Origin of the sequence: Photobacterium satsumensis (genome assembly GCF_050336935.1) — a bacterium.
Lineage (GTDB): Bacteria > Pseudomonadota > Gammaproteobacteria > Enterobacterales > Vibrionaceae > Photobacterium > Photobacterium satsumensis.
In genome coordinates, this window is the sequence record NZ_JAKJSK010000010.1 from 240750 (window position 1) to 254409 (window position 13660).

Here is a 13660-nt window from a genome sequence, read left to right on the forward strand (position 1 = left end):
ATGACCATGCAAAGTGATGTTTTAGGTAATGAATACGATGATTTGGTAAAAATATTATCCAGAAGAGCTGAAACTGATCCTGACTTTACAGTATACAGTTTTCTCAAGGGGGGAGAGACCGTATCTGAAAGCCTGACGTTTTCAGAGCTCGACAGCATATCAAAATCTTATGCCACTCAGCTGAAAGAGCACCTCTCTTTTGACGAATGCGCCGTATTGCTCTACCCAGCCGGACTTGATTTTCTCACATCATTATTTGCCTGCTTCTATGGGGGAATTATTGGGATTCCGGTACAAATGCATGGTTTTTCAAGGCTTCCTGAAATGTTGCCAAAGATTATGAGGATAGCAGAGTCAGCCGGTACCACGACGATCCTTACCACATCAACGATGCTAAATAAGCTCGCAAATTTAAAGCAAAAAATTCCAGAGCTTGATAATTACAACTGGATTGCGACCAATACGTTGGAACCACACTGTGAGCAAGTCTGGCAACCGGTGCCAATTACCCCGGAAAAGGTTGCTTATCTGCAGTTTACGTCGGGCTCAACATCCGAGCCCAAAGGTGTCGTACTGACCCACCACAATCTGATTGAAAACATGTTCAGCTTTGATTACCGGTGGGGCCATGACCGAAACTCGAAGATGGTGACATGGATGCCCCATTTTCACGATCTCGGTTTGATATACGGTATGTTACAGGCCGTCTATAACGGATTTTCAACCTATATCATGTCTCCGGTGACTTTCATTCAGAAGCCATACCGGTGGCTTAAAGCAATGAGCGATTACCAGGCCACCCATACCATGGCTCCAAACTTTGCCTATGACTTATGCTTCCGCAAAGTGAGCGACGAGCAACTGTCAGGGTTGGATCTCAGTAGCTGGCGAGTTGCCCAGAATGCAGCCGAGACAGTGAGAACGGAAACCCTCAGTCAGTTTAGTGACAAATTTGCCCCCGCGGGCTTTCACCCCGAAACCTTTTGTGTTGCCTATGGGCTTGCCGAGGCAACCTGCAAGGTGACGTCCACGCCAGCAGCAGGGTTCCCCGGTACAGTATATGCCGATAGTCACGCGCTGGAGCAGGGCTGGATCCGTGATGCTGCTGACGAGCATATGGCAAGGGCGATAGTCTCGTGCGGTGTTCCTGCACCGAACACAGAGATCAAGATAGTCAACCCATCGGACTTCGCCTTATGTGAGGACAATAAGATCGGTGAAATTTGGGTTGAGGGCGAAATCCTATCTCAAGGCTACTGGAAGGATAGCCGAAAAACGGCCGATGCATTTCACTTCAAGATCAGTACCGAGGTAGACGATGGCAAGCGCTACCTTCGGACTGGGGATCTGGGCTTTGTGCGTGATGGTGAGCTGTATATGACCGGCCGGCTTAAAGATTTGCTAGTTATCGATGGGGAAAACCATTATCCGCAGGACATTGAATGGACAGTGGATAAATGCCATCCGCTGGTGAGAGCCGGTGGCTGCGCTGCTTTCCCAATTACGATCGACGGTAAGGATCACCTCGGGGTCGTGCAAGAAGTTGAGCGCAATTTTAAAGCTGAGTCTGGGGAGGAAATCTTCCAGGTGATCCGCGATCAGATAGCGAAGCATCATGCCCTGGAGGTTGCCGGTATTGTGCTCCTTCGCCCTGGTGCCTTGCTGAAGACGACGTCAGGCAAAGTGCAGCGTGCTGCGAATAAACAGGGGTTCCTCGGACAGTCTTTGAAGCAGGTGGCGAGCTGGTACAGCGCTTCGCTATTGCCAGTTGTCGAAGCACAGGAAGAAGGCACGCCAGAGGTCGCTTCCGCGATGCGCTCAGGTACAGTGTTCACTGCTCAGCAGTTGGAGGCATGGCTGATCGCTAAATTGGGCGAGTTAACGGCCAAGCCGGTGGATGACATCGACAGCCTGTCGCCCTTTTCTTCTTTCGGGCTGGGATCGCGTGCCTTGGTCGGGCTTTCTGGTGAGCTGGAAGAGTTCTACGGCCAGGCTGTCTCGCCGACAGTGTTTTACGATTATCCGACGACTCGAGACTTGGCGCGGGCGCTGGCTGGTGAGACGGTTTCTGAGGGCGAGGGCAGCAAGGCGGGCGGCTCTCAGGAGCATGGTATTGCGGTTGTTGGCATGGCCTGTAGGTTTGCTGGAGCGGCTAACCTAGAGCAATATTGGGCAATGCTGGCCGAAGGACAGAGCAGTATCCGCCGTGCCGGTGAGTTGCCGGACGCAGGTTACCTCGACGATGCCGAAGGGTTCGATGCGGAGTTTTTTGGGATCAGCCCCCTCGAGGCTGAGCAGATGGATCCCCAGCAACGCTGGTTGCTTGAACAGTCTTGGCATGCACTCGAAGATGCTGGGATCCCACCACGCTCGCTCGCGGGCAGCCGGACAGGCGTCTTTGTCGGCATTTCAGCATCAGACTATGCCATCGAGCTTGCCAAGCAAGGTACGGCGATAGATGCCCATGCCTGCACCGGCGCCTCTCACAGTTTGTCGGCAAGCCGCATTTCCTATTTCCTTGATTTGAAAGGGCCCTGCCTGGCTGTTGATACCGCTTGCTCTTCATCCCTGGTCGCTGTTCACCTTGCCATTCAAAGTTTGCAGCGGGGGGAGTGTGAGCTAGCCATTGTCGGGGGAGCAAACATGATCCGCAATCCTGAGTGGAATCAAGCGCTGACCAAAGCCGGAATGCTGTCTGCAGACGCGACTTGCCATACCTTTGATGCGAAGGCCAATGGCTATGTAAGGGGCGAAGGATGTGGAGTGGTGATCCTGGCGCGAGCGGACAGCCCTTCCCTGGCGCACTGCCACCCTCAGGCATGGTTGATCGGCTCGGCAACCAACCAAGACGGCCGGAGTAATGGTATTACTGCCCCGAATGGCCTGGCCCAGCAGGATGTGATCCGCCAGGCATTGGCAGATGCCCAAGTCTGCCCAAGTGAGCTGAGTTACGTGGAAACACACGGTACCGGTACCCCGCTGGGTGATCCTATCGAAATCAATGCGCTGAAGGCGGTATTTGGCAAAACGCCCGTGGCATTGGGGGCGGCGAAAACTAACATTGGCCATCTGGAGGCCGCTGCCGGTATCGCCGGCCTGATCAAAACCGTGCTGTCTATGCAGAATCAATGGCTGCCCAAGCTAGCCAACTTTGAGCAGGTAAACCCCCATATCCAGCTAGAGCATTCAGGGATTGAGCTGTTGCAGGCTAGCCGGAAGTGGGAGGCCGAGTTGCCACGCGTCGCGGGAGTCAGTGGTTTTAGCTTTGGTGGTGCGAACGCGCACGTAGTCGTTCGCGAAGCCAAGGCTGTCAGTAGTCAACCGGCAATGAACTTCAGTCCCGAGGTAACGTTATTGTCAGCCCAGTCTTCCTCAAGTCTGCAGGCGCTGGTTGAACAGTTGGCAGGGAGGTTGGTGCAACATGCCCCTTCGGCAATGACTGACGTAAACTATGCGCTGGCTACAGGTCGCAGCCACCATACCCATCGCTTGGCCGTTGTTGCTGGTTCGGTGCAGCAGGCCATCGAGGCTCTGCCGCAGCAGAGCGGCGTGATAGGCCAGGCTCGTCCCGACCGTCAACCCCGTGTCGGTTTTGTTTTTACCGGTCAAGGCTCCCAGTTCTTCGGGATGGGCAAAGCCCTCTATCAACAACTACCAGAGGCTAAGGCGCTGTTTGATAAGGCCGATGCTGTGATCACGACTCATGGCCACCGCGGCTTATTGGACTTGCTAACAGGGAATGCCGGAGCTGAGCAGCTGCTGGCGATCCCACCTTTTGCCCAAACTGCGCTGTATGTACTTGAAGTTGCCATAGCCCGCTGGTGGCTAGCCATCGGAGTGGAACCCGCGGTAATTGTAGGCCATAGCCTAGGTGAATATGCCGGTGCGGTGATTGCGGGCTGTATGAGTTTCGAAGACGGCCTTGAGCTGGTGATCCGCAGGGCCGAGTTGATCGATGCACTTTCTCCTGCTGGATCGATGTTGGCTGTTTCGGCAACGGCCGAGCAGCTGCTCCCCTTGCTGGGCAGGGGCGTCAGCATTGCGGCCAGCAATGCCCCTCGAGCCGTTACGTTGTCAGGCTCAGAAGCCGATATCTCGAGTTGTTGCGATCGGCTAGAAGGGGAAGGTATTGCCTATCGTCGGCTAGAGGTCAACAAGCCTTACCATTCGCCGCTGATGGCTGATGTAGCTGGCGAGCTGGATAAGTTTGCGGCAGCCATGCGCTTCTCGGCACCAGATTATCCTTTGATTTCGAATGTTACCGGCCGACAGCATGACGGCGATAGAGCGATCGCTAGCCGCTATTGGTCTGAGCACCTGCTATCCCCGGTCCAGTTTGCCGAAGGGGTCAAGAGCGCAGTCGATACCGGTTGTGACTTCTTTATTGAGATCGGTCCTAAACCGGTTCTTTCTCAACTTGTCAGGCAGCTTGCGGGTGTCGGTAAAGAGGGCATTGCAGCCTGTATGGACACCAAACAGCCGCTTGAGCAAAGCTTTGGGCGGGTACTGGCAGGGCTATATACCCGCGGGGCGAATGTCGATTGGTCTGCAGCTCTGGGGGGCAAGCGTCGTTGTCAGGTGTCGTTGCCAAATTATCCGTTTACCCACAAACCCTTTTGGGTGGCCAGCCAGTCGTCATCGCCTCTGGATGTTGACACTCAGCTCGCTGCGGAGAAAAAGGATGGGGTGGAGATATTGTCCGAACCGGTTGTCGAGTTGATTGCCAGCGTGCTTAAGATCGACCATTCATCGCTCGATCCTAATAGCACATTCTTCGAGTTGGGGGCCGATTCGATCATTTTGGTGCGGATGATAGGCCAGATTGAAGACGTCTTTGGGGTGCAGCTTTCGATTCGACAAATTTTTGAGCAGCTGACGGATGTCCAATCATTGGCTGATTTTGTCGCCGAACATGCGGCAGAAAGCCAAGTCGCCACGCCGCCGGTCGCTGCCTGCTCTACTGCCGCGTGCTGTGCGGAAGCCAGCGAGCCAGCGAGCCTGCCGGTATCGCATTCTTTGCCGGAACAAGCAACCAACCCTGAATATCATGGATTGTTCGAGCAGCAGATCAAGCTGGTTTCGGAGCTGGTTCAGTCTCAACTGGCACTGCTGAGTACCGGTCACGCCGTTAGTGCCAGCGGTGATAAAGTGGCCAATGCGAGCGGTAAACCAGAGGCAAGGACCAGCGCAAAGAAAGCCGTGCTCCCCCCGTGGCGTCCGCGTACCGATGACGAAAATAGTTACAGCGAGCAGCAGAAGCAGCTGCTTGAACAGTGGATCCGCACTTTTAACCGCCGTACCCCATCCTCGAAGCACTATGCCCAGCAATACCGCACATCACTGGCGGACAATCGCACGGTGGCCGGGTTTCGGGTCAGCACCAAGGAAATGCTCTATCCCTTGGTGGTTAAGCAATCTTCTGGCGCGCGTTTAAACGATGCTGATGGCAATGAATACATCGATCTGACCATGGGGTTCGGCGCCAGTTTGTTTGGTCACAACCCAGACTTTATCAATCAAGCAATTGTCGACCAGCTCCAGGAGGGGATGCCGCTGGGGCCGCAGTCTCCGCTGGTGGGCGAGGTTGCCGATTTAATGTGCCAATTGACAGGGATGGAGCGGGTGACATTTTGCAACACCGGATCAGACTCGGTGATGGCGGCTTGCCGTATTGCCAGAGCTGCGACCGAGCGCAGCAAGATCGTCATTTTCAGTGGCTCCTACCACGGGACCTTCGACGGTATTCTCGGACGGGAAAACCACCAGCAAGACAGTACCGAGTCGGTACCGGTCGCGCCGGGTGTCATGCAGGGGATGATTGATGACTTAGTGGTACTGCCTTATGGCGAGCAGGCGGCGATTGACTATATTCGCGAGAACGGTGGCGACATTGCAGCGGTTCTGGTCGAAGGTGTTCAGAGCCGCCGCCCGACACTTCAGCCGAAGGCGTTCTTGCTAACCCTGCGCGAGCTCACTTCTCAGCAGGGCAATGTGCTGATTTTTGACGAAGTCCTGACCGGCTTCCGTATTCATCAGCAGGGTGCCCAAGGGTGGTATGGAATCCAAGCTGATATGGCTACTTACGGCAAGATCGCTGGCGGGGGCTTGCCTTGTGGCATTGTCGCCGGTAAAGCCGAGGTCATGGATGTTGTTGACGGTGGCTTTTGGCAGTACGGGGACCATTCTGCACCTGAAAGCAGCAATACCACGTTTATTGCGGGGACGTTCTGCAAGCACCCGTTGATGCTGGCAGCTGCAAGGGCGGCCTTGCAACGCCTGATAGACGAAGGTCCAGAGCTTCAGGAACGGCTCAATGCGAAAACCGATCGATTGGCCGACGAGTTGAATCACTTTTTCGGCGAAATTGGGACCCCGATGAAGGTACTAAACTGTGGCTCCTTGTTCCGGTTCCAGTATACCGGGGATCTTGAGATCTTGTATTACCACCTGCAATACCGTGGTTTGTTTATTTGGGAGGGGCGAAACTGTTTCCTATCTCTGGCCCATACCGATGACGACATTGCTTATATCGTCTCGTCAATCAAAGACTGTGTCCGTGGTCTGGTCGAAACGGGCTTCCTGATCGGCAAGGACGTTCAGCCGTTGGGGATCTCGTCAATGGGCTTTGGCTTATCAGCAGGGCCGGTGGCGCATCTTGGTGATGCGGGCAACAATGTATCGAGCCTTCCCCTGACGTCGGCCCAACGACATGTGCTAGTTGCTTCAGAGGCGGCGAGAGACATCGCGAGTGCATACAACGAACCCGTCGTGCTGGAATTGCTCGGGCAATTGGATCTCCCCGCCCTCGAGCAAGCCCTTGAGCAGGTTGTCAGACGCCACCCTGCATTACGGACGCGGGTCAATACGGCTGAAAGTGAGCAGGTTTTCGTACCGGATGCCACGGTAGAGATGGCAAGGTGGCTGCTTGATGAAGAAGGGGATACGACCCACCAGCGCCTCATTCGGTTGCTGGAAGAGGAAATCGCGAAGCCGTTTGAACTGGAGCCGAACAACAGTTTGGTTCGCTTTGGCTTGGTGCGTCTTGGTCATGATCACCATTTTCTTGTCGTGGTGGCCCATCATGCCATTATCGACGGGCTGTCGTATCACGTCTTGATCAATGAGATCGGCCAGCTTTATCGCCATTACAGTGCAGGTAGCGACACCGCTGAACTTGCCCCGGCCATGGGATTCCACACTTACTGTGAATGGATTCGGCAGAAGGCAGATCTCGCGGGGGAACAAGCGTATTGGCAGTCTCGCTTGGGGTCGCTGCCCCCGGCGCTCGACTTGCCGACAGACTTCCCGCGTCCGGCGGTATTGGCCTGCAATGGAGGCCGGTGTGTGCATACGCTAGAGCCCGCCTTTACTGAGCAGATCAAAGCGTTCGCCAAGCAAAGGGGTTGTACCCCGTTTATGTTTATGTTCTCGGCGTTCACTTTGCTGCTACATCGCCTCTCAGGCCAGGATGATATTGTGGTCGGTACACCGGTATCCATTCGTCCGAGCGACCCGGAGGCGGAGCACCTTATTGGCTATTGCCTCAACGTGCTGCCCGTCCGCAGCCATGTGGGTAGCGATGACACCTTGGGCAATTACTTGACCCAGATGCGCAGTGAGTTGCTCGATGCTTATGAACACCAGCACTTGCTGTTTGCCGACTTGGTGAAGATGCTGGATATGCCGCGAGATACCAGCCGGGCTCCTTTAATTCAAGCGCTGTTCAATATGGAAACCGTGGAACAGCCTGATTTTGGAACGTTATCGGCTCTGTTCACCATTCCGCCGATCCAGTTCACTAAGTACGATATCACCATGAATGCCATGGAGCTGAATGGGGCGATTGAGCTGGTGCTGGATTATAACAGCAAGCTGTTTAGCCATGAGACCGCAGTAAGGTTGCTCCAGCGGATGGAGGCTCTCTTGCACCGCTTCTTCAGCGCCCCCGACGTCTCGGCGAAGGAGGTGTCGGTACTGGCCAGTCAAGAACAGGCGCTGATGGAACAATGGAACCAAACCGACACCGAATATCAGGTTGGTCAGCGAGGGATGGTTACTGATTTTGAGGCGCTAGCGGAGGAGTCACCCCAGCTGCCAGCAGTGTATTGCCGCGAGCAGCTCCTTACCTATCAAGAGCTTAATGATAAGGCAAACCAACTGGCTCGGTACCTGATGGACAAGGGGGTAAAGGTTGGGGATCGCGTTGGTGTGTGTCTTGACCGTTCGTCGGCACTTGTCGTGTCGTTGTTTGCCGTACTGAAAACCGGGGCCTGCTACATTCCGTTGGATCCCAGCTACCCTCAGGATCGGTTAGCGATGATGCTTGATGACGCCGGTGCTGGTGTGGTGGTAGGCCGGGCGCAGACTGTGCCCCAGGGGCTACCGGACGATACAGTGCTGGTCGATATCGAGTCGGTCGCCGATCAGCTGGATCATTACAGTGCTGAAAATCTCGAGCTAGCTATTGGCGAGGAAAGTACGGCCTATATGATCTATACCTCGGGCTCAACTGGCAGGCCAAAGGGCGTCAGGCTGACCCACCGCAATGCTGCCGCAATGCTGGCATGGGGCCGACACACATTTCGTCGAGATGAATTGCGGCAGGTCCTCGCCTCGACATCAATTTGTTTTGATTTGTCGGTGTTCGAAATCTTCTTGCCGTTGAGTACAGGCGGTGCGCTGACACTGGTCGAAAATGCCCTCGAAGTGATTGATGCAGAGCATGGCGGGAATTACTCGTTACTCAATACCGTGCCGTCGGTCATGGTGGAGATGCTTGAGCGGGATTTGCTGCCAGAGTCGGTCGCGGTTGTCAATTTGGCTGGCGAGCCGCTGAAACCAAGCTTGGTCGAGCGGATACATGCCCAGTGCAAAGGCATCAAGCTGTGTAATCTTTATGGGCCGTCGGAATGTACCACCTATGTAAGTTACGCGGAACTGTTGCCTCACCGTGCACGCGACGTCCATATCGGTAAGCCTATCGATAATACTCGCTTCTATATTCTTGATGAACGGTTAAATGAAGTGCCGATCGGTGTCTCTGGTGAATTATATATCGCAGGGGATAGTGTTTCGCCTGGTTATTTGAATAGGGATGAGCTGAATACCACATCCTTTATCAAACTACCCAATAAAGAAAAGGGCGCGGTTTACCGTACCGGCGATATTGTTCGTTATCGTCAAGACGGAAATATTGAATATATTGGTCGCAAAGATCACCAGGTCAAAATAAATGGTTTCAGAATAGAGTTGGGTGAAATTGAGTCTGTTATTGCCCAGTCACCAGATGTGGATGATGTGGTTGTGAAGGCGATTGCCAATGACCAAGGTGCTTATCGCTTAATTGGTTTTGTTGGCAGCCAAAGTCGCACACACAGCGGTGACATGTTGAATGACGAGCTCAATAGGCAACTTCGTGCTCTGCTGCCGGGCTATATGCTACCTGAACACATTGAGGTGCTTGCAAGGCTGCCTTTGACCGTCAATGGAAAAGTTGATAGGTCAAAATTGACTTGGGACGAGTGTGCACCTGAAGCGGCGGTTATTGGAAGCTCGGAAAATAGAAGAGAGAGCCCTACTGAAATATCGCTGAAGAAGATTTGGCTACAAGTATTGAACTTGGATGAAATTACATTTGATGATGATTTCTTTGCATTAGGAGGAGATTCTTTCCTGGCTATGCGTTTGGTTCAGAAAATTAAACAAGAGTTCGATATCAGAATTTATCTCAGCGATGTCATTAACTCTCCAAGGTTATTTGAACTAGCGACCCATGTTGATTCGCTAGCAACAGGCGACTCGTTTGAGCTTGAAGAATTTATGGATGAAATCGGCCACTTAGATGCCGAACAGTTTGAAGGATTGTTAAAGGAAGTATTGAACGATGAGTGATATATCCCCAGAAAGCTCAGCGCCTGACGCCACGCTTCGCGACAAGCTGAGTAAGTTATCAGCAGAAGGCAGGGCTGCATTGCTGAAAAAAATTCGCCTGGCACAACCTCGTCAAGATAAGGCAGAGTTACCGCTCACACCGAAGGCACGGTTCGAGCCCTTTTCATTAACGGAAGTACAGGAGGCTTATTGGGTAGGCCGCCGGGAGGGGTTCGATTTGGGCGAGATTGCAGCCCACGGTTATATGGAGGTTGATTGCCAAGGTTTGGACTTGCCACGTCTCAATCGGGCGTGGAATCAACTGGTAGAGCGTCACGATATGCTTCGTGCTGTCGTGAATGAAGACGGTATGCAGCGGGTATTGCCAGAGGTCCCCGAATACCAAATGACCGTAGCAGATTTGCGCGAGTGCGCAGCTGAAGATCGTGATGCCGCTTTGATGGCAACTCGGGACATCATGTCCCACCAGGTCTTTGATACTGAGAGCTGGCCACTGTTTGACATGCGGATCAGCCATTTGTCATCAAATCGCTCACGGCTGCATATTAGTCTTGATGTGCTTATTCTCGATGCTTGGAGTTTAGATATCCTGAGCAGTGAATGGGAGCAACTGTACCACACTCCCGGGCTGGAGCTTGAGCCGTTGGCAGCCAGTTTTCGCGACTATGTAAACCACAAGCACAGCAAGCAACAGGGGCAAGACTACCGAGAAGCTCAAGCCTATTGGCAAGCACGGCTTGATACGCTTCCCGCTGCGCCGGAGCTTCCCATTGTAGCCCAAAACACGCAGGGCAAAACGTCGCCGTTTAGCCGCCGAAGCTTTCGCCTTGATAGCGAGGAGTGGACCTGCTTTGGCCAGCAGTGCCGCAGTGCCGGGGTGACGCCGTCGGTGGCGCTACTGGCAGCCTATGCTACCGTGTTGGCAACATGGAGTAAGGACCCGCACTTTACCTTGAACCTAACGCTGTTCGACCGCCATCCGGTTCATCCGCAGGTCGATAAGCTGGTGGGGGATTTTACCTCAGTGGTGTTGCTGGAAGCCGATATGGCCGCTTTTCAGAGCTTTAAAGAGCGGGCAAATAAGCTGCAAACTCAACTCTGGCAAGATATTGACCACAGCCTGTATTCGGGTGTTGACGTGATTCGAGATATCGCTCGCCGCAATGACAGCCCAGCCGCTGCTGCGATGCCGATGGTCTTTACCAGCGCCATTAGCCAAAGCGACAGTGTGGCTCCTTTCTCATGGTTGGGTGAAGAAAACTATGTCATTACACAGACTCCGCAGGTATGGCTTGATTGCCAGATAGCCCTTGATCGGGGAAGCCTGGTGGTTGACTGGGATGCGGTTGAAGATGTGTTTCCAGCCGGCATGCTTGATAGCATGTTCTCGGTATACCAGCAGTTTGTTCGCAGGCTCGCTGCCGATGCGCAGGCGTGGCAAGAGCAGCAAGTTTCCCAGACTCCAAGGGAGCACCAGCAGTTAGTAGAGAAAGCTAACGAGACCACCACGCCTGTCAGCCAGTTGCTCATGCACCAGCTGTTCGAGCGACAAGCCCAATGCCGAGCTGATAGCACAGCTGTGGTGCACAGTGATCGGAGCTTGACATACCGCGAACTCGATAGCATGAGTGATCAGATTGCTTACTATCTCATTGAGCAAGGGGTAGGGGCCAACCAATTGGTCGCTGTAGTGATGGAAAAGTCTTGGCAGCAGGTGGTCGCTGTCTTGGCTATTCTGAAAGCCGGTGCGGCCTATGTGCCGATTGACCCTGCCTTGCCTGAGTCACGATGCCTGCAGCTGCTGGAACAGTCAGAAGCCAAGCTGGCCCTATGTCAGCAGCAGTGGATGGCGGCTTTTGATTGGCCTAGCTGGGTCAATGCAGCGGTCATGGAAGACACACCTTACTGGGGCAAGACAGTCACCAAGCCTAATGTCGAATGCCACCCTACGGATTTGGCCTATGTGATCTTTACCTCCGGGTCAACCGGAATGCCCAAGGGGGTGATGATCGATCACCGGGGGGCAGTCAATACTCTGCTTGATATCAATAAGCGCTTGGGGGTTACGGAGCGTGACAGCATCCTTTCGGTATCGTCACTCAGCTTCGACCTGTCGGTGTACGATATTTTCGGTTTGTTGGCAGCCGGCGGCAAGGTGATCGTTCCTGACGCTTCGCGTCGGGTTGAAGCCAAGCATTGGCAGCAGCTGATCGCCGAGAATCACATCACGCTGTGGAATACCGTACCGACCCTCTATGACCTGCTGATCACCGACCTTCAGGCCGATAGCACTGAGCATGTGCAGTCATTGCGGCATGTCATGATGAGTGGTGATTGGATACCGGTCGATCTGCCGCAGCGCAGCAAGGCGTTGCTGCCTGATGCTCAGTTGCTCAGCCTCGGCGGTGCCACGGAGGCTTCTATCTGGTCAATCGCCTATCCCATCGTCGAGGTGGCACCGGATTGGACCAGTATTCCTTATGGTAAGGCGTTGAAAAACCAAACCATGCAGGTGTTGTCCAGCGAAGGTGTACCGTGCCCTGTATGGGTACCCGGTGAAATCTGTATCGGCGGGATTGGCCTCAGCCTCGGCTACTGGAAGGATAAAGAAAAAACGGCGGCTGCGTTTGTCACCAACCCTCACTCGGGGGAGAGGATCTACCGCACCGGCGATCTAGGCCGACTGCTGCCCGACGGTAACATTGAGTTTTTGGGACGCAAGGACTTCCAGGTGAAGCTGCAGGGGCACCGTATCGAGCTGGGTGAGGTCGAAGCGGTTATTAACCAAATGGAAGAGGTCAGTAGCTCAGTGGTCACCGTATACGGTGACAGTGCTCGCAATAAGCGGTTGGTGGCGTATGTCGTTCCTGCTACACAGGCCGCGTTTGAAGCTTCAGGGGTTAGCGATGATGGGGTGATCCTCGATGCGGGCAAGCGGCTTGCTTTTCGCTTAGCCAGACACGGGCTTCGGCAGTGCGAGGCCTTGGATGACGAGGTGTCCCTTGGGGACTATTTGACCGATGACCACAGTGTCTTTCATCGCCGCCGGACCCACCGCCAGTTTGCCCCCACGGAGGTGACGTTGGCTGAATTTGCAGCCTTGATCGAAAGTCTGGCGGCAATTGATAACAACGGACAGTTGAAGTATCGCTTTGGCTCTGCTGGCGGGCTCTATCCGGTGCAGGCCTATGTCTATGTCAAGCCCAATCGCATCGAGGGCATCGCGGGCGGGATATATTACTTCCACCCTGAGCGGCATAGCTTGGTCCCGCTCAACCTTGATGCGAGGATCCAGAGTAGCGTTCACGACGAATTCAATCGCCAGGCCGTTGAGCAGTCAGCTTTTTCTATCTTCTTGATTGCTCAGGAGCAGGCGATAACCCCTCTTTATGGCCATCATGCCGAGGATTTCTGCTTGCTTGAAGCCGGTCTGATCAGTCAGCTGCTGGAAACCGAGGCTGAAACGCACAACCTCGGACTATGCCAGGTTGGTGCGTTTGACTTCAGCCGTATTGCTGAGCTGTTCGACCTCGATAGCAGTCACCGCTACCTGCACATGCTGGTTGGCGGGCCGATTCAACAGCAACCCGCAGCAAGCAACGAAAAGCCGGTAGCAAACCAGACGGCGACGTCCCTGCCTGAGAAAGTCCAGAATACACTGGCTCAACAATTACCACGTTACATGGTACCCGGGAGCATAATAATGATTGATGCCTTACCTTTATCCGCCAACGGCAAAGTTGATCGTAAATCGTTGCCAGAGCCGGAT

Annotated in this window: 2 protein-coding genes (1 of these 2 running past the window's edge); both read left to right on the plus strand. The window is 54.0% G+C overall.

All coding sequences use genetic code 11. The annotated features are described in order from the left end of the window. A complete protein-coding gene (locus tag L4D79_RS21100) occupies nucleotides 1–9891 on the plus strand; it encodes an amino acid adenylation domain-containing protein (RefSeq protein ID WP_428654037.1) in 9891 nt (3296 codons plus the stop codon). Then, nucleotides 9884–13660, plus strand: partial view of an amino acid adenylation domain-containing protein gene (locus L4D79_RS21105; RefSeq protein ID WP_428654039.1) — the 5' portion only. It continues 396 nt past the right edge of the window; the window shows 3777 of its 4173 coding nt (coding positions 1–3777); the start codon lies at nucleotides 9884–9886; its stop codon lies beyond the right edge, outside the window. The genes L4D79_RS21100 and L4D79_RS21105 overlap by 8 nt, the downstream gene beginning before the upstream one ends.

Excerpts from the sequence above, each read along its gene's own strand:
- L4D79_RS21100 (WP_428654037.1), top strand. The coding sequence starts at position 1 with ATGACCATGCAAAGTGATGTTTTAGGTAATGAATACGATGATTTGGTA.